Annotated in this window: 13 protein-coding genes; 12 read left to right on the top strand and 1 reads right to left on the bottom strand. The window is 66.4% G+C overall.

The window, feature by feature from the left end; translation table 11 throughout:
- Positions 1-48 precede the first annotated feature (48 nt).
- The 8 genes from AC1RRW_RS06770 (at position 49) to AC1RRW_RS06735 (ending at position 11,915) form a co-directional block, all read left to right on the top strand.
- Positions 49-1,362, top strand: a complete 1,314-nt coding sequence (locus AC1RRW_RS06770; RefSeq protein WP_492899867.1) for a CmpA/NrtA family ABC transporter substrate-binding protein — start codon at positions 49-51, stop codon at positions 1,360-1,362.
- A 183-nt stretch (positions 1,363-1,545) separates the two neighbouring features.
- Positions 1,546-2,760, top strand: coding sequence for an NAD(P)/FAD-dependent oxidoreductase (locus AC1RRW_RS06765; RefSeq protein WP_492899866.1), 1,215 nt, complete (start codon positions 1,546-1,548; stop codon positions 2,758-2,760).
- A 1-nt stretch (position 2,761) separates the two neighbouring features.
- Entirely contained in the window at positions 2,762-5,470 is a 2,709-nt protein-coding gene (locus tag AC1RRW_RS06760; RefSeq protein ID WP_492899865.1) for a molybdopterin-dependent oxidoreductase, read from the top strand.
- 38 nt (positions 5,471-5,508) lie between these two features.
- On the top strand, positions 5,509-6,417 hold the full coding sequence (ntrB, locus tag AC1RRW_RS06755; RefSeq protein WP_492899864.1) for a nitrate ABC transporter permease: 909 nt from the start codon (positions 5,509-5,511) through the stop codon (positions 6,415-6,417).
- 11 nt (positions 6,418-6,428) lie between these two features.
- Positions 6,429-7,238 carry an ABC transporter ATP-binding protein gene (locus AC1RRW_RS06750; RefSeq protein WP_492899862.1) on the top strand — a complete coding sequence of 270 codons (810 nt, stop codon included), beginning with the start codon at positions 6,429-6,431 and terminating at the stop codon, positions 7,236-7,238.
- A gap of 178 nt (positions 7,239-7,416) precedes the next feature.
- A complete protein-coding gene (locus tag AC1RRW_RS06745; protein ID WP_492899861.1) occupies positions 7,417-9,213 on the top strand; it encodes a NirA family protein in 1,797 nt (598 codons plus the stop codon).
- Positions 9,210-10,796 (top strand): sulfite reductase subunit alpha, encoded by a 1,587-nt coding sequence (locus AC1RRW_RS06740; protein ID WP_492899860.1) that lies wholly within the window; start codon positions 9,210-9,212, stop codon positions 10,794-10,796. The genes AC1RRW_RS06745 and AC1RRW_RS06740 overlap by 4 nt, the downstream gene beginning before the upstream one ends.
- 114 nt (positions 10,797-10,910) lie before the next feature.
- Positions 10,911-11,915, top strand: a complete 1,005-nt coding sequence (locus AC1RRW_RS06735) for a DNA topoisomerase IB (RefSeq protein WP_492899859.1) — start codon at positions 10,911-10,913, stop codon at positions 11,913-11,915.
- A gap of 102 nt (positions 11,916-12,017) precedes the next feature.
- On the opposite strand, the gene AC1RRW_RS06730 is transcribed toward AC1RRW_RS06735, so the two are convergent.
- Positions 12,018-12,902: a LysR substrate-binding domain-containing protein gene (locus tag AC1RRW_RS06730; protein WP_492899858.1), complete on the bottom strand. Its 885-nt coding sequence runs from the start codon at positions 12,900-12,902 to the stop codon at positions 12,018-12,020.
- Positions 12,903-13,000: 98 nt separating this feature from the next.
- On the opposite strand from AC1RRW_RS06730, the gene AC1RRW_RS06725 reads away from it, so the two are divergent.
- The 4 genes from AC1RRW_RS06725 to AC1RRW_RS06710 are packed head-to-tail and all read left to right on the top strand — an operon-like array spanning position 13,001 to position 17,556.
- A complete protein-coding gene (locus tag AC1RRW_RS06725) occupies positions 13,001-14,182 on the top strand; it encodes a trans-sulfuration enzyme family protein (RefSeq protein ID WP_492899857.1) in 1,182 nt (393 codons plus the stop codon).
- A gap of 29 nt (positions 14,183-14,211) precedes the next feature.
- Positions 14,212-15,249, top strand: coding sequence for an amino acid ABC transporter substrate-binding protein (locus AC1RRW_RS06720; protein WP_492899856.1), 1,038 nt, complete (start codon positions 14,212-14,214; stop codon positions 15,247-15,249).
- A gap of 55 nt (positions 15,250-15,304) precedes the next feature.
- Positions 15,305-16,444: an amino acid ABC transporter permease gene (locus AC1RRW_RS06715; protein WP_492899855.1), complete on the top strand. Its 1,140-nt coding sequence runs from the start codon at positions 15,305-15,307 to the stop codon at positions 16,442-16,444.
- Entirely contained in the window at positions 16,441-17,556 is a 1,116-nt protein-coding gene (locus AC1RRW_RS06710; protein ID WP_492899853.1) for an amino acid ABC transporter permease, read from the top strand. The genes AC1RRW_RS06715 and AC1RRW_RS06710 overlap by 4 nt, the downstream gene beginning before the upstream one ends.
- Positions 17,557-17,713: the final 157 nt, after the last annotated feature.

Genomic DNA, 17,713 nt, shown 5'->3' with positions numbered 1-17,713 from the left:
GTTTTTGTTTCGGCGGGCGGCCGGACTTCAACTGAGCGAGAGGCATCGATGACGCAGGCTATCGAGACCGGGGCCACGAAGATGGGCGCGAGCCGCCGCCGGCTGTTGCGGCTTTCAGGCGCTGCCGCCCTGTTCCAGGCGGCGAAGATGGCGCTCCCCGCCGGGGCTTTCGCGCAAGCTCCCGGTCCCGAGGTCAAGGGCACGCGCCTCGGCTACATCGCGCTCACCGACGCCGCTCCGCTGGTCATCGCCAGGGAAAAGGGCCTCTTCGCCAAATACGGCCTGCCCGACATGGACATCGCCAAGCAGGCGTCCTGGGGCGCGACGCGCGACAACATGGCGCTCGGCTTCAAGGCCAACGGCATCGACGGCGGCCACATCCTGCGCCCGAAGACGCATCTCTACTCCACCGGCAAGGTCATGCAGAACAGCCAGCCGCTGCCGATGTACACGCTCCTCAATCTCAACGAGGACGGGCAGGCGATCTCGGTCTCCAACGAATACAAGGACCTCGACGTCCAGAAGGACGCCTCGCCGCTGAAGCAGGCCTTCGAACGCAAGAAGGCCGCCGGCAAGGAATTGACCGCCGCGATGACCTTCCCGGGCGGCACCCACGACCTCTGGATCCGCTATTGGCTCGCCGCCGGCGGCATCGACCCAGATACCGACATCAAGGTCATCGTCGTGCCGCCGCCGCAGATGGTGGCGAACATGAAGGTCGGCAACATGGACTGCTTCTGCGTCGGCGAGCCCTGGAACGAGCAGCTCGTCAACCAGAACATCGGCTACACCGCCCTGACCACCGGCGAGCTCTGGTCGCGACATCCCGAAAAGATCCTCGGCATGCGCGCCGATTTCGTCGACGCCAACCCGAAGGCGACCCAGGCCATCCTGATGGCCGTGATGGAGGCGCAGATGTGGGCCGAAAAGCGCGAGAACCGGCAGGAGCTGGCCGAGATCGTCGGCAAGCGGCAGTGGTTCAACGTTCCGACGAGCGACATCAACAAGCGCCTGCTCGGCGACATTAACTACGGCAATGGCCGTGAGGTGAAAGGCACAAATCTCCAAATGAAGTTCTGGGGCGAAGGCGGTTCGACCTCATATCCCTGGAAATCGCTCGACACCTGGTTCGTCACCGAGAACATCCGCTGGGGCAAGTTCGACACCTCGACCGACATCAAGGCGCTGGTCGACAAGACCAACCGCGCCGATCTCTGGCGCGAGGCGGCCAAGACGCTCGGCGTCGCGGGCGCTCCCACCGGCGACTCCCGCGGCGTCGAGACCTTCTTCGACGGCGTGAAGTTCGATCCGGCGGCCCCGATGGACTACCTCAAGGCGCTCAAGATCAAGCGGGTGTCGTAAGGCGATGCTCGCTCGCTCCAGCGATCTCAGGCAGCGCCGCCCCTGTCCCCTTCCCCCCGCTTGCGGTGGGGAAGGGTTAGGGATGGGGGGGCGTGCAGGAAGAGGCTCGACCTGCGACCGGCTCGAAACGTCCTGCACTCTCTTCCCCACCCCGACCCTCCCCGCAACCGGGGGGAGGGAGTAGTGGCCGAGCCGCTGATCATCGTCGGGAAGGGCATGGCCGCGACGCGGCTGGTCGACGAACTCAGCCAGCGCGCGCTCGGCCGCTATTCCGTCGCGGTGATCGGCGAGGAGGGCAGGCTCGCCTATAACCGCGTGCTGCTCTCGCCGCTTCTGGCCGGCGAGATCGCAGCGACCGAGATCGAGCTGAAGCCCGCCGCCTGGTGGAAGGCGCGCGGCGTCTCGACGATATACGGCCGCGCGGTCGAGAGCATCGACCGCGCCGCCAGGACGGTCACGCTCAGCGACGGCCTGAGCCTGCCTTACGGCAAGCTCGTCCTCGCCACCGGCTCGAGGCCGCTGAAGCCGCCTTTCCCCGGCGGCGACCTGCAAGGCGTCGCGACCTTCCGCGATACGCGCGATGTCGAGACGATGCGATCCTACGCCGATCGCGGCGCGCGCATCGTCGTCATCGGCGGCGGCCTGCTCGGGCTGGAAGCGGCCTACGGGCTCTCCCGGGCCGGCGGGAAAGTGACGCTGCTGCACCTCGTCGATCGCCTGATGGAGCGCCAGCTCGACGCCGAGGGCGCGGGCCTGCTCGCTTCCGCGATGGCCGAACGCGGCATCGCGGTGCGGCTGAACAGCGCCACCAAGGGCTTCGTCGGCACGGACAAGGTCGAGGGTGTCGAACTCGCCGACGGCGCGATCGTCGCGGCCGACCTCGTCGTCATCGCCATCGGCGTCCGGCCGAACGCCGGGCTGGCCAAGGCAGCCGGCGTCGCAGTGGATCGCGGCATCGTCGTCGATGACGGCATGGCGAGCGCCGATCCCGACATCTTCGCGATCGGCGAATGCGCCGAGCATCGCGGCAGCGTCTACGGGCTGGTCGAGCCGGCCTATGAGCAGGCCCGCGTGCTGGCGACGCGGCTCGCCGGCAAGCCCGCTTCCTATCAAGGCTCGCTGCTCTCGACCAACCTGAAGGTCTCCGGCGTCGGCGTCTTCTCGGCCGGCGAGTTCGAGGCCGGCGAGGACGCCGAGACGGTCCTCCTGCGCGACCCCGCCGGCGGCGTCTACCGCAAGTTCGTGCTCCGCGACGGCCGGCTCGCCGGCTGCGTGCTCGTCGGCGATACCCGCGGCGCGCTGTTCTATCTCGGCCTGATCCGCTCCGGCCAGGACATCTCGGCGATCCGCGCCGACCTGCCCTTCGGCGAGCCCTGGTGCATCAGGGAGGCCGCCTGACATGCGCATCGACGGCGCGCTCCCCGGCCCCGGCATGCCCGACGCCGCCGTCCGCACGACCTGCCCCTATTGCGGGGTCGGCTGCGGCGTGCTGGCGACGCCCGACGGCAAGGGCGGCGCCGCGATCGCGGGCGATCCGGCCCACCCGGCCAATTTCGGAAGACTTTGCTCCAAGGGTTCGGCGCTGGGCGAGACGCTCGGCCTCGGCGCGCGCGTGCTGCACCCGCTGATGCGCAACGCGGCGGGCGCCTACGACCGCGTGTCCTGGGATGTCGCGCTCGACGCCGTCGCCGATGGCTTGAAGGCGATCATCGCGAAGGACGGCCCCGAGGCGGTCGCCTTCTACCTTTCGGGCCAGCTCCTGACCGAGGACTACTACGTCGCCAACAAGCTGATGAAGGGTTTCATCGGCTCGCCCCATGTCGACACCAATTCGCGGCTGTGCATGTCGTCCACGGTCGCGGGCCACAGGCGCGTGCTCGGCTCCGACACCGTGCCCGGCAGTTATCAAGACCTTGATTGCGCCGACCTGATCGTGCTGGTCGGCTCCAACACCGCCTGGTGCCACCCGGTGCTGTTTCGCCGCATGCGGCGGAACAGGACCGAGCGCGGCGCAAAACTCGTCGTCATCGATCCGCGCGTCACGGCCACCGCCGAGGACGCCGACATGGTGCTGCCGCTGAAGCCGGGTTCGGACAGCGTGCTCTTCGCCGGGCTGCTGGTGCATCTGACCGAAGCCGGCCTGACCGACCAGACCTATCTCGCCCGCCATGTCGCAGGCTTCGACGAGACGCTGGCCAACGCCCGCGCCATCGCGCCCGACCCAGCCACCATCGCGCGGCGCACCGGGCTCACCACCGCCGAGATCACGGCCTTCTACGCGCTCTGGGCCGGCACGCCCAATGTCGTCACGGCCTGGAGCCAGGGCGTCAACCAGTCGGCGCAGGGCACCGACAAGGTCGCGGCGATACTGCATTGCCACCTCGCCACCGGCCGCATCGGCCGGCCGGGCCTCGGGCCGTTCTCGCTGACCGGCCAGCCCAACGCGATGGGAGGGCGCGAGGTCGGGGGGCTCGCCAACATGCTCGCCGCCCATATGGGCTATTCGGCCAGCGAGATCGACCGCGTGCGCCGCTTCTGGAACGCGCCCAACATGGCGCGAAGCGAAGGCCTCAAGGCCGTCGCCATGCTCGATGCCGTGGCCGATAAGCGCGTCAAGGCGTTCTGGGTGATGGCGACGAATCCGGCGGTCTCTTTGCCGCGCGCCGATCACGTCAAGGCGGCGCTGCGCGGGCTCGAACTCTTCGTCGTCTCGGAGAACGTGCTCTCCAACGATACGCTCGCAGCCGGCCCGGACGTCATCCTCCCGGCTGCGGCGTGGGGCGAGAAGGACGGCACCGTCACCAATTCCGAGCGTCGCATCTCGCGCCAGCGCGCCTTCCTGCCGCTGCCCGGTGAGGTCAGGCCGGATTGGTGGATCGTCAGCGAGGTCGCCCGTCGCCTCGGCTTCGGGCAGGGCTTCGGCTATGCGCACGCCTCGCAGATCTATGCCGAGCATGCCGCGCTCTCGGCCTTCGAGAACGCCGGAACCCGCGATTTCGACATCGGCGCCCATGCCGCCTTGCCGAAGCGGTCCTACGACTCGCTGAAGCCCGTGCAATGGCCGGTCCCGTCCGGCCGTCCGGCCGGCACGCCGCGCCTCTTCGCCGATGGCGGCTTCTTCACCGCCGACGCCCGGGCCCGGATGAAGCCGCTCGCCATGCCGGCGCTGGCGGCCGCGACCAGCGAGGCCTTCCCGCTGCTGCTCAACACCGGCCGTGTCCGCGACCACTGGCACAGCATGACGCGCACCGGCCTGAGCCCGCGCCTCTCGGCGCATGTCAGCGAGCCGACCGTCCATCTGCATCCCACCGATGCCGCCCGCTTCGATCTGGTCGAGGGCGGGTTCGCCCGCGTCTCGAACGTCCATGGCGCGGTCGTGCTCAAGGTCGCGCTGGACGCCGGCCTCCAGCCCGGCTCGCTCTTCGCGCCGATCCACTGGTCGGCCGAAACGGCCTCGCATGCACGCGTGGGCGCGGCCGTGCAGCCGGCCTGCGATCCGTTCTCGGGCCAGCCCGAGATGAAGGCGACGCCGTCCGCGATCGCGCCCGTGACCTATGCCTTTCAGGGCTTCGTCATCTCGCGCGGGAGCTTCGCCCTGCCTGAGGATAGCTGGTGGGCCAGGGTCGCGATCGAGGGCGGCGAGGGCCGGCTTTTCGCCGCCGACACATCGATTGAACGCTGGATGGAGCAGGTCCGCGCTGCCTTCGGCACGGACGGCCTCGCCGAGATGATCGACAGGAGGGCCGGGCTCTATCGCTGCGCGGTGACGCAGGGCGGCCGACTGATCGCCGCGCTTTTCCTCGCGCCGGCCGGCCGCGCGCCGCTCTGGGACACGGTCAAGGCGGGCTTCGCCGACGGGGCGGCGATGCCGGAGAGCCGGCTGACGCTGCTCGCCGGCCGGGCTCTCGACGGCGCCGCCGATCCCGGTCCGACCGTCTGCGCCTGCTTCGGCGTCGGCCTCAACGTCATCCGCGCGGCCTTCGCGAGCGGCGGCGCTTTGAGTGCGGAAGACATCGGCCGCCAGCTCAGGGCTGGCACGAATTGTGGTTCCTGCCTGCCGGAAATCCGGCGGCTCGGCGCTCAGGCCCGCGAGACGGTGGCGGCATGAGCATCGCCTTCGACGATGCCAACCAGAGGAGATCCGAGATGGGTCAGGCTGTCCTGAAGACATCGACGGCGGGCGCCAAGGTCGTCGCCCTGCCGGCGATCAACGCCGAGGTGGTCGCGTTGCCGGCCGCGGCCGCCAAGCCCGTCGCGGCGAAGCTCGCGCCCTGGCCGCGGGAGATCCTCGTCAACGTCCTGCCGCCTCTGGTGACGGTCGCGCTGATGCTCCTGTTCTGGGAGATCGCGGCGTCTGGTCCGAAGTCCTCGCTGCCGCCGCCGTCCAAGATCTGGACCGAGGCGAAGGACCTGATCGTCGAGCCGTTCTTCTGGGCCGGCTCGCAGGATATCGGGCTCGGCTGGCGCATCCTGGTCTCGCTTCAGCGCGTCGCCATCGGCTTCAGCCTCGCGGCGATCGTCGGCGTGCTGATCGGCGCGGTGATCGGCCAGTCGGTCTGGGCGATGCGCGGTCTCGATCCGGTCTTCCAGGTGCTGCGCACCGTGCCGCCGCTTGCCTGGCTGCCGCTCTCGCTCGCCGCCTTCCGCGACAGCCAGCCCTCGGCGATCTTCGTGATCTTCATCACCGCGATCTGGCCGGTGATCATCAACACGGCGGTCGGCATCCGCAACATCCCGCAGGACTACCGCAACGTCGCGCAGGTGCTGCGGCTGAACCAGGTCGAGTTCTTCTTCAAGGTGATGGTGCCCTCGGCCGCGCCCTATATCTTCACCGGGCTTCGCATCGGGGTCGGCCTGTCCTGGCTCGCCATCGTCGCGGCCGAGATGCTGACCGGCGGCGTCGGCATCGGCTTCTTCATCTGGGACGCGTGGAACTCGTCGCGCCTGTCCGACATCATCGTGGCGCTCGTCTACATCGGCGTCGTCGGCTTCGTGCTCGACAAGTTCGTCGCCTTCCTCGGCGCCGTCGTCACCCGCGGCACGGTGGTCAACTGAGGAGCTCGCTCATGTCCACCCCATCCTCCGACGCCTATCTCAAGATCGACCATGTCGACAAAACCTTCCGGCGCGGCGGCTCGACCACGCATGTCCTGAAGGATGTCAGCCTCGTCATCGACAAGGGCGAATACGTCTCGGTCATCGGCCATTCCGGCTGCGGCAAGTCGACCTTGCTCAACATCGTCGCGGGGCTGACCCCGGTCAGCGCCGGCGCGGTGCTGCTGGAGAACCGCGAGGTCTCCGAGCCCGGTCCGGAGCGCGCCGTGGTCTTCCAGAACCACTCCCTGCTGCCCTGGCTGACCGTCTACGGCAATGTCGCGCTCGCCGTGAACAAGGTCTTCGGCTCCACCAAGAGCAAGGCCGAGCGGCACGACTGGATCATGCACAATCTCGACCTCGTCCAGATGGGCCACGCCAAGGACAAGCGCCCGGCCGAGATCTCGGGCGGCATGAAGCAGCGCGTCGGCATCGCGCGCGGCCTCGCCATGGAGCCGAAGATCCTGCTGCTCGACGAGCCCTTCGGCGCGCTCGACGCGCTGACCCGCGCGCATCTGCAGGATTCGATCATGAAGATCCACGCCACGCTTGGAAACACCATGATCATGATCACCCATGACGTCGACGAGGCGGTGCTGCTGTCGGACCGCATCGTGATGATGACGAACGGCCCATCCGCCCGCATCGGCGAGGTGCTCGACGTGCGCCTGGAGCGGCCGAGGAAGCGCCTCGATCTCGTCGCCGAGCGGACCTACATCGCCGCCCGCGAGGCGGTGCTGAAGTTCCTCTACGAGCGCCACAGGTTCGTGGAGGCAGCCTAATGGCGGGCTTGGCGAAGGGCGAAGCGCGGCGCGCGTCCTTCTTCCCTCGGGGGAGACGGTGGCAGCGCGTAGCGCTGACGGATGAGCCTCGACCGGGTGAGACCTGCGCCGTCCTTTCCTCATCCGACCCGGCTGCGCCGGGCCACCTTCTCCCCCGAGGGGAGAAGGGGAGCACGTCATGAGCGACGACTTCACCCCCGACCAGAAGCGCTATCTCGAAGGCTTCATGAGCGGCATGCAGTCCGCGCGCGTCGCGCGTGGCCTCGGCCCGCTCGGTGGCGCCTCGGGTGGCGGCTCGTCCGTGCCGTCAGGCCCGGATCGCGAACATGCCGAGGCGCAGGCGAAGACCGTCGCGGCCGGGGGCAAGCTCGTCGACCAGGAGAAGTGGAAGGCGGCCGGACACCCCTTCGACGCCTATGCCCGCTTCAAGGCGCAGGCCGAGGCCGGGACCTATCCCAAGCCCGACGACAATTTCCGCTGGCGCTATCATGGCCTGTTCTACGTCGCCCCGGCCCAGAACAGCTATATGTGCCGGCTGCGCATTCCCAACGGCATCCTCAAGGCCTGGCAGTTCGCCGGCGTCGCCGATCTCGCCGAGCGGCTTTGCGGCCCCTACGCGCATGTCACCACGCGCGCCAACCTGCAGGTCCGTGAGATTCCCGCCGAGAACGCGCCGGCGCTGATCGAGGGGCTGGCCGATCTCGGCCTGACCGCGAAGGGTTCCGGCGCCGACAACATCCGCAACGTCACGGGCTCCGCGACCGCCGGGATCGACCCGCTCGAACTGCTCGATACGCGCCCGCACGCCCGCGCCTGGCACCACCACATCCTGAACGACCGCTCGCTCTACGGGCTGCCGCGAAAATTCAACGTCGCCTTCGACGGCGCCGGCTCGATCGCGACGCTTGAGGACACCAACGACATCGGCTTTCAGGCAATCGAGGTCGGGGAGGGAGCGTCCTTCGCGGGGCAGGCGATCGCACCCGGCATCTGGTATCGCCTTGCGCTCGGCGGCATCACCGGCCATCACGACCTCGCCCGCGACACCGGCGTCATCGTCGCGCCCTCGGATACGGTTTCGGTGGCGGATGCGATCGTGCGCGTCTTCATCGCCAACGGAAACCGCACCGACCGCAACAAGTCGCGGCTCAAATACGTGCTCGACGCCTGGGGATTCGAAAAATTCCTCGCCGCCGTCGAGGACAGGCTCGGTCACAAGTTGATCCGGCTCGATGCGAGCTTCGTCAAGCCGCGCCCGATCTACGACCGGCTCGCCCATATCGGCGTGCATCCGCAGATGCAGCCGGGCCTGAACTGGATTGGCGTCGCGCTGCCCGTGGGCAAGCTCACCGTTGGCCAGATGCGCACCATCGCGGAGATCTCTCAAAAATGCGGCGACGGCGATATCCGCCTGACGGTCTGGCAGAATTTGCTGATCTCGGGCGCGCCCGACGCCAAGGTCGACGACGTCGTCGCCAACCTTCAGGCGATCGGGCTCTCGGCCGAGACCTCGATCCTGCGCGCCGGGCTGATCGCCTGCACCGGCGCGACCGGCTGCAAGTTCGCCGCCGCCCACACCAAGGAGGATGCGCTCGCCATCGCCGCCCACTGCGAGCCGCGCATCGCGCTCGACGCCCCGGTCAACATCCACCTGACCGGCTGCCACCATTCCTGCGCCCAGCACTATATTGGCGATCTCGGGCTGATCGGGGCGAAGGTCCCGGTCAACGAGGATGGCGACACCGTGCCGGGTTACGACGTGCTGGTCGGCGGCGGCTATGGCGTCGAGGGCGGCATGGCGCGGCCCTTCCGCGAGAAGGTCAGGGCCGAGGAGGCTCCCGCGCTGGTCGAGGCGATCCTGCGCAGTTGGGCGACGCATCGCGCCGCGCCCGATGAGAGCTTCGTCGCCTTCGTGCGTCGGCACGACATGGACGCTTTCAGGGCGCTGGTCGCCAGCACCGGAGGCGCGGCATGACCGTGCAGACGTCATCCCCGCTCGTCCAGGTTCTGCCCGAGACCGCGCCCTTCAGCGAGGAGCAGCGCTCCTGGCTGAACGGCTTCTTCGCCGGCCTGCTGTCGCTCGACAATGCCGGCGTCACGGCGCTCTCGGCCGAGGAGAACGCCGCCGTGATGGGGCAGGCCGAGGATGACGGCGCGCCCTGGCACGACCCGGCGATGGAGTTGCCGGAGCGCATGAAGCTGGCCGAGGGCAAGCCGCTGCCGCGCAAGCTCTTCGCGGCGATGGCGCAGCAGGATTGCGGCCAGTGCGGCTATGTCTGCGAGACCTATGCGGCCGCGATCGCCTCGGGTGCGGAAGGTCGGCCCAATCTTTGCGCGCCGGGCGGCAAGGACACGCTGCGGCAGGTCAAGGCGCTGATCGAGGCGAGCGGCGCGCAGCCCGCGGCGGCTTCTTCGGAGGTCGCGCCCGCGGCGCCGGCCGGCCCGCTCGGCCGCTGCCGCGAGAACCCGGCGCTCGCCACCTTCCTGTCGCGCCGCAGGCTCAACGGCGCGGGCTCCGAGAAGGAGACCTGGCACATCGAGTTCGACCTGTCGGAATGCGGGCTCGACTACATCGTCGGCGACGCCTTCGGCATCGTCGCGCAGAACGATCCGCGCCTCGCCGACGCCGTCATCGCGCTGCTCGGCGCGCGGCCCGATGCCGATATCGGCGGCAAGACGCTGCGCGACATCCTCGTCAGGGATCGCGCGCTCGGTCCGGCGCCGGACGCGCTGTTCCAGCTCGTCTCATACGTCACCGGCGGCGAGACCCGCGCCACGGCCAAGCGGCTGGCGGCGGGCGAGGATCCCGACGGCGATCTCGACCGGCTCGACGTGCTGGGCTGTCTGCACAAGTTCTCGCAGGCCAGGCTCTCGGCCGAGGCCTTCGTCGAGGCGCTCGACCCGCTGCAGCCGCGGCTCTATTCGATCTCCTCCTCGCATGTCGCGACGCCCGGCAAGATCACGCTGACGGTCGATGCGGTGCGCTACAAGGTCGGCACGCGCCCGCGCTGGGGCGTTGCGTCCACATTCCTCGGCGAGCGCGTCCGGCCCGGCGACAAGGTGCCGGTCTATGTCCAGCGCGCCCATGGCTTCTGCCTGCCCGCAACGCCGGAGACTGCCGTCATCATGTGCGGCCCCGGCACGGGCGTCGCGCCCTTCCGCGCCTTCCTGCACGACCGCAGGGCGACGAAGTCGCCGGGCAAGAACTGGCTCTTCTTCGGTCATCAGCGCCGCGCCAGCGATTTCTTCTACGAAGACGAGCTCGCGGCCATGAAGGAGGAGGGGGTCCTGACCAACCTCACCCTCGCCTGGTCGCGCGACGGCAGCGAGAAGATCTATGTGCAGGACCGGATGCGCGAGCGCGGCGCGGAACTCTTCGCCTGGCTGGAGGAGGGCGCGCATTTCTACGTCTGCGGCGACGCCAAGCGCATGGCCAAGGATGTCGAGCGGGTCATGGTCGATGTCGTCGCCGCGCACGGCAGGCGCTCGGCCGACGAGGCGGTCGCCTATGTCGCGGCCTTGAAGAAGGCCGGTCGCTATCAGGCGGATGTGTACTGACGAGGCGCGTTCGACATCCCGATATCTGCGCGAAGAGGCCTGCGGCTTTTTCGACCGGAACCCTTCGCGCCGATACGCATTCTCTCACGGTGACGGAAGACGGGAGTGCGTTCGATGGAAAAGCCGGCTGCCGCGGTGAGACTGAAGCGCGCGAAGCCGCAAGATCTGACGATAAGGCGCGAGAAGCGCGGCAAGGGCTTTCGATACCTCGACGAAAAGGGCGCCGCCATCCGCGACGAGGCGACGCTGGCCCGCATCCGCTCGCTCGCCATCCCGCCTGCCTACCGCGACGTTCGCATCGCGGCCGTGCCGAACGCCCATCTCCAGGCGCTCGGCCACGACGAGGCCGGCCGTGTCCAGCACCGCTATCATCCCGAATGGGACCGCGTTCGCGAGAAGCGCAAGCTCGAGCGACTGGGCCGCCTGATCGGGGCCCTGCCGCGGCTCAGGGAGGGGGTCGCGCGCGACCTGAAGGGGCGCAGGCTGACTCGCGACAAGGCGCTGGCCTGCGCGGTCGCCTTGATCGACCGCTGCCACATCCGGGTCGGCAACGAGACCTACCAGAAGGACAATGGCAGCTACGGCGCCTCGACCTTGCTGAAACGCCATGTCTCGGTCTCGGGAACGACGGTCTCGCTGTCGTTTCGCGGCAAGAGCGGCAAAGAGATCACCTGCGAGACGAAGGACCCGGTGCTCGCGCGCACGATCACGCGTCTGAAGGAGCTGCCCGGCCGCAGGCTGTTCCAGCACCGGCGCGAGGACGGCTCGGTCGCGGCTTTGCGCGCGGCCGAGATCAACGCCTATATCGGCCGCTGTGCCGGACTGCCGGTCACCAGCAAGGACCTGCGCATGCTGGCGGCGAACGCGGCCGCGGCCGAACTGCTGCTCGCCGGCGAGATCGTCGCGACCGAGACGGGCCGCAAGCGTCAGCTCGCCGACATCATGCGCGCGATCTCGGAGCGGCTGGTCAACACCCCTGCCGTGGTGCGGAAAAGCTATGTCCACGCCATCGTCGTCTCGTCCTACGCCAGCGGAAAGCTCAGGCGCTGCTTCGAGAAGGCCCGCGCGCGCGGCAACTGCTCCCGCATCGAGCGGACGCTCGGCCTGCTCACCGCCTGACGCGCGCCGGCGCGCGCCCGTCGAACGGGATAATCTCGACCGCGGCGCGGTCGATCCCGTCGATGCGGTTCAGGTTGGCGCCTCTTATCGAGTGAAGACGGATTATTCTGACGACCGGGCTCGCATCACTTCGGCGACAAATGATTTGACGAGCCTGGTTTTCTGCGAGTCAGGTCGGAATAGAAGGATGCTCTTGAAGTACACGGCTGGTTCGAAGGGGCGAAATACCAGGCCCCGAATTGCAAAGCCCTCTGCGGCTGCCGGATTTGTGATCCCGATCCCGACGCCGCTGAGAGCCAACGCGCACAGCGTTCCAGAACTAGGTGTCTCGGCGATGATTTTCGGCACCACTCCTTCGGCTTGAAGGATCGTATCAAGGCGACGACGAGCGCGATCCTCTGGCGCTAGGGCGATGAAGCGAACGCCATCCAAGTCCTTCGGTGAAATTGCAGATTTGCTTGCCAGCGCGTGCCCGGGGGGCAACGCGCAAACCGCCCGAACGCTCGCGAAAGCCTGGTGTTCGAGTCCGGTGAGGTCGACCTCGTCAGCTGCAAGTCCAATATCAAACCCTCCGGTGCTTACGAGTTCCCTGACCACCGAAGAGGCATGAATCTGAAGGTTGACGGCAATTTCGGGCTGCTTTTGGTGAAACTTGTAAATCGCGCGGGGGACCAGCGTTGCCCCCAGCGCAGCCAAACTGGCAATCCTGAGTGAGCCAGCTCCGAAATCCCTGATGCGAGCCGCTTCTGCCCGGATTCGATCCAGGCCAACGAAGCTCTTTTCGACCTCATTTAGCAGCATCTGCGCTTCGGGCGTGGGGACAAGCCGCCCCTTGATCCGCTCGAAGAGGACGAAGCCGACTCCCTTTTCGAGTTCTGCGATTGTCCGGCTCACGGCAGGCTGAGTTATGTCGAGCAATTCGGCGGCTCGGGATGCGGAGCCGCTCAACATCACCGCCCGGAAGGTCTCCAACTGGCGATAGTTCATAGCAAACACCCTATCAGATTCAGGCATAGAACTATGTCTGGAAGTCAGTTGTTTTCATACGATCGTCGCCTACGGTTTGTCCAACTTCGAGGACGCCCATGCACGATCTAACGCTCTGTGTTCATCACCCGGCCGTCTCCCATGAAGGCTTTGCCAGCCTTGCAGTTCCGACGTACCGGGCGTCCACGATCGTCTACGACGACGCAGAGTCCTTCGCGCGCAGAAAGCAGCGGGGTCCCGACGGTTACAGCTATGGCCTGCAGGGAACGCCAACGACGCGAACGCTGGAAGCCCAGATTACTGCCCTGCACGGCGGTGCCCGCACGGTGCTGGCTCCGTCGGGCCAAGGAGCTGTGGCGCTGGTCATGTTGGCCGTTCTCGTGCCTGGCGATCGCGTTCTTATCCCCGACACGGTCTACCCTCCTGTCCGCGATTTTTGCCTCAGCTATCTAGCTCCAAGAGGCATCATGTTCACTGCGTACGATCCTCTCATCGGAGAGGGCATCGCCTCGGTCATCGACGATCAGACGCGGTTGATCTGGGTCGAGTCGCCGGGTTCCGGTACGATGGAAATCCAAGACCTCGCAGCGATCAGCCGGGTGGCGAAGGCCAGTGGCGTCCTCGTCGGTTGCGACAACACCTGGGCAAGCCCGCTCCTGTTTAAGCCGTTGGCTCATGGCGCTGACTTCGTTGTCGAAGCCCTCACCAAATACGTAGGCGGTCATTCAGATCTCCTGCTTGGATCGGTCACGGTCGCCGACCTTGGGCTGCGCCTGAAGCTGAAGGATACCCTGCGTCTTCTTGGCATCGGCGTTTCGCCCGACGAGGTATCTCTCGCGCTGCGTGGCATCGAGACCATGGGTCTGCGTATGGCCCACACCGGCCGTGTCGCTGAAGAGTTTGCTCGCCGGCTCAACACTCAGCCTGTCGTGGAACGCGTGCTTCATCCCGCGCTGCCGTCATGCCCTGGGCACGAAGTGTTCAAGCGCGACTTCAAGGGCGGCAGCGCTGTGTTCAGCATCGTTCTTAAGCCTGGCGTCGAGCATAACCTGGACACAGGGCTGAGCGCGATGCGCGTGTTCGCCCTCGGCGCCTCGTGGGGTGGGACGCGCAGTCTCGTGGCTCCGACGGCGATCAAAGACGAACGTACCGCCACCGTGTGGGCGAGCGAGGGAGCAGTCCTTCGCATCAGCATCGGCCTCGAGGATCCGGACGAGCTTTGGAGCGACCTTGAGAAGCTTCTGGGTGCGCTGGAACTGCCCAACGCAAAAGTCGCCTAAACACCAACCGCCAAAAAAGGGGAAGAAGCATGAAATTCTTGAATAGCGCTCGAAACTGGGCGGCCTGGGCGGCCGCGCTTGGCTCGCTCACCTCGATGGCGACGGCGGCTCACGCGCAGCAGACCGTCGAGCAGATCAAGCAGCGAGGGTACGTAATCTGTGGCGCGAGCCAAGGAAATGTCGGCTTTTCCGCGCCGGACCAGAACGGCGCCTGGAAAGGCCTCGACGTCGATACTTGCCGCGCAATCGCGGTTGCGATCTTCGGTGACAAGGAAAAGGCACGCTTTGTGCCCTTGTCGGGCTCCCAGCGTCTCACTGCCCTACAGACCGGCGAGATCGACGTGTTGCCGCGCACCACGACGTGGACGCTGCGGCGCGATGCGAACGGCCTCAACTTCTCGTTCCCCAACTACTATGAGTACGACGCGTTCTTGCTTTCAAAGAAGCTCGGCGTTACCGAGACGAAGCAGATGAAGGGCGCATCCGTGTGTCTCCAATCGGGCTCGACCACTGAGGTCACCGTTGCGGACCTGTCTCGTGAATTTAAGCTCGATCTCAAGCCAATTCTCTTCGACAACGTGCCCGCTACCCGACAGGCATTCTTCGGCGGGCGCTGCGATGCGTTGATTTCCGATGCCTCGGCGCTCGCGTCCGCTCGGGCGACGCAAACCAAGAACCCGGATGATTACGTCATCATCCCGGCCAGCGGCCATTACGAGGCCTTGGCGCCGTCCGTCAGGCATGGCGACGATCGCTTCTACGATATCGTCAAGTGGTCATTCCAGGCTCTAATCGCGGCGGAGGATCTCGGCGTCACGCAAGCCAATGTCGATGAACAGCTCAAGTCGAGCGATCCTCGGGTTCAGCGCTTCCTCGGCGTCGAGCCGGGGAACGGTCAGGCGCTGGGGCTGGATGAGAAATGGGCTTACAACATTGTCAAGCAACTCGGAAATTACGGCGAGATCTTCGACAGGCACATTGGCCAGAACAGCCCGATCAAGCTCGATCGCGGACCGAACAAGCTGCACAAGGACGGCGGGCTAATGTTCCCGCTCGTATTCAACTAGTCCACCAGGACATCGGGAGAGGCATCGCCTCTCCCGATGAGCGCGAGGGCGCGTCATGCTTCGTTTTTGGTTCGATCGCCGTGTTCGTTCTGCCGTCTGGCAAGCCGCGATCCTTGCGGCTTTCCTGACGGCGATCGCCTGGCTGACGGCAAACACACTCGACAATTTGGCGCGCCGTGGAATCCAGACTGGCTTCGGCTTTCTGACAAGGCCTGCGCGATTCCCGATTTCGGAAGGCTTTCTCGCTTATGAGCCCACGCAGACATATCTGCGGGCATTCGGGGTCGGCCTCCTGAACACGATCTATGTGTCAGTGCTCGCGATCGCCGCCGCAATGGTGATCGGGTTCGTCATCGGACTGGCGCGTCGCTCCCTCAATCCGCTTGTGCGCGGCGTTGCCGCAAGCTTCGTCGAAGCGATGCGAAACACGCCTCTCGTGGTTCAATTGCTGTTCTGGTACGCGGTCCTCACGATCGGGTTGCCGTCGCCTCGTGCGGCGTTGGAGCCTGCCCCGGGACTGTTTCTTTCGCTGCGGGGGCTCTTCTTCCCTTGGCCCGTTTTAAGCGGATGGGCGATTCCCGCCTGGATTGCGCTCGCTGCGGCCGCTCTCTCGGTCTGCGCGGCTTGCTTCGGGCGGACGGCCGGTCGGATCCCGATTCCGCCTCCACGGCTGATCGCCGTCGGAGGATTGGGCCTGGCGGCGGCCTCCGGCTGGACGGTTGGAGCAAGCGTGAGTTTCGATCGGCCTGCTTTGCAGGGGTTCAACTTCACTGGCGGTGCGACTCTGACCCCGGAGTTCATGGCGTTGATGCTGGGACTCGTGCTCTACACATCCGCGTTCATCGGCGAGATCGTCCGGAGCGGCATCGACGCCGTTCCGAAAGGACAATGGGAAGCCGCGCGATCGCTGGGCTTGCGGGAGCCGCGGATTCTCTGGCTGGTCATTCTCCCTCAGGCCGTGCGGCTGATGGTGCCGCCGATGACGAGCCAGTTCCTGAATGTTGTAAAAAACACGACCCTGGCGCTGGCCGTGGGCTATCCCGACTTTGCTTCCGTCATGGCCACGACGATCAACCAGACCGGCCAGGCGATCGAGGGCGTGCTGATACTGATGGCGGTCTACCTGGTGATCAGCCTGTCGGTCTCGGTGCTGATGAACGGATACAACAACCGCGTCATGCTGGTGACGCGATGACGGTTGCGGATTTCTCCTTGGAGCAAACCTCTTCGGCGCGGTCCGGCAAAAAGTCGGCCAGGCCCCCGGAGCGGCGCGCGTCGCCTCTTTCGGTGCTCTTCGGCAGCTTCGGCAGTGCGGCGCTGACGATCGCCCTCGGTGCGGTCCTGATCATCGCGCTGCCACGCATCATCCAATGGGGCGTGATCGACAGCGTCTGGAGCGCAAACGACGGCGCGGCTTGCCGCGAAGCTACGGGAGCGTGCTGGGCCTTCCTGCGGGCCAAGTTCCGGCAGATCACCTTCGGGATCTATCCCCCCGATCAGCAATGGCGTCCGCTCTTGGCGATGATCATGCTGTTCGCTTGCATCCTGTGGAGTCTGCCGCCTCGCAATTGGGGGCGAAGCCTGCTCGTCCTTTGGGCCACTGCCATGGCGGCCTTCCTCATCCTGATGCAGGGTGGGGTGTTCGGTCTACTTCCGGTGCCCAGCGCTTACTGGGGCGGTTTGCCGGTGACGCTGATCCTAGCGGTCTCCGCCCTCGGCATCGGCTTCCCGCTGGGCATCGTGCTCGCGCTCGGCCGGCGTTCTGCGATGGCCGTTCCCCACATCCTCTCAACCGGTCTGATCGAGATCATCCGCGGATTGCCACTCGTCAGCCTGCTCTTCATGTCGTCGATCATGCTGCCCATCATGCTTCCGGATGGGATGGCGATCGACAAGCTCGCTCGGGCTGGCGTGGCTCTCACCATTTTCTCGGCGGCCTATCTCGCGGAGATCGTGCGTGGCGGCTTGCAAGCCGTACCTGCCGGGCAAGAAGAAGCATCCCGGGCGCTAGGGTTGAACTGGAGCCAGGCCATCCGCCTGATCGTCCTGCCTCAAGCCCTTCAGAAGGTGATCCCGCCCCTTACCAATACGATCATTGTGATGGTCAAGAACACCGCTCTGGTTCTCGTGGTCGGACTTTTCGACCTGCTCAGCTCCGGCAAGGCGGCGCTCACCGATCCGGCCTGGCCCAGCCCCTTCACCGAAACCTACCTTTTCATCGCCGCGATCTACTTCGTGATGTGCTTTGGGATCTCGCGATACAGCGCCTTCCTGGAACGAAGGGCGGGCGCCGGGGTCGCACGCTGACAGCTGCAAAGCGGTTAGGAGATTTTCTGATGAACACAAGCATGAGCGAATGCGGGTCGACGGGCCCCGAAGTCGTGGGAATGATCGGGGTCAACAAGTGGTATGGCGAGTTCCACGTGCTGCGCGACATCAATCTGAAGGTCTCGCGCGGCGAGAA

The sequence above is a fragment of the Allobosea sp. GW821-FHT12C12 genome, from assembly GCF_058807355.1.
This window is presented reverse-complemented; position numbering and strand designations above follow the sequence as displayed.

Excerpts from the sequence above, each read along its gene's own strand:
- AC1RRW_RS06770 (WP_492899867.1), top strand. The coding sequence starts at position 49 with ATGACGCAGGCTATCGAGACCGGGGCCACGAAGATGGGCGCGAGCCGC.
- AC1RRW_RS06760 (WP_492899865.1), top strand. The coding sequence starts at position 2,762 with ATGCGCATCGACGGCGCGCTCCCCGGCCCCGGCATGCCCGACGCCGCC.
- ntrB (WP_492899864.1), top strand. The coding sequence starts at position 5,509 with ATGGGTCAGGCTGTCCTGAAGACATCGACGGCGGGCGCCAAGGTCGTC.
- AC1RRW_RS06750 (WP_492899862.1), top strand. The coding sequence starts at position 6,429 with ATGTCCACCCCATCCTCCGACGCCTATCTCAAGATCGACCATGTCGAC.
- AC1RRW_RS06745 (WP_492899861.1), top strand. The coding sequence starts at position 7,417 with ATGAGCGACGACTTCACCCCCGACCAGAAGCGCTATCTCGAAGGCTTC.
- AC1RRW_RS06740 (WP_492899860.1), top strand. The coding sequence starts at position 9,210 with ATGACCGTGCAGACGTCATCCCCGCTCGTCCAGGTTCTGCCCGAGACC.
- AC1RRW_RS06735 (WP_492899859.1), top strand. The coding sequence starts at position 10,911 with ATGGAAAAGCCGGCTGCCGCGGTGAGACTGAAGCGCGCGAAGCCGCAA.
- AC1RRW_RS06730 (WP_492899858.1), bottom strand. The coding sequence starts at position 12,902 with ATGAACTATCGCCAGTTGGAGACCTTCCGGGCGGTGATGTTGAGCGGC.
- AC1RRW_RS06725 (WP_492899857.1), top strand. The coding sequence starts at position 13,001 with ATGCACGATCTAACGCTCTGTGTTCATCACCCGGCCGTCTCCCATGAA.
- AC1RRW_RS06720 (WP_492899856.1), top strand. The coding sequence starts at position 14,212 with ATGAAATTCTTGAATAGCGCTCGAAACTGGGCGGCCTGGGCGGCCGCG.
- AC1RRW_RS06715 (WP_492899855.1), top strand. The coding sequence starts at position 15,305 with ATGCTTCGTTTTTGGTTCGATCGCCGTGTTCGTTCTGCCGTCTGGCAA.
- AC1RRW_RS06710 (WP_492899853.1), top strand. The coding sequence starts at position 16,441 with ATGACGGTTGCGGATTTCTCCTTGGAGCAAACCTCTTCGGCGCGGTCC.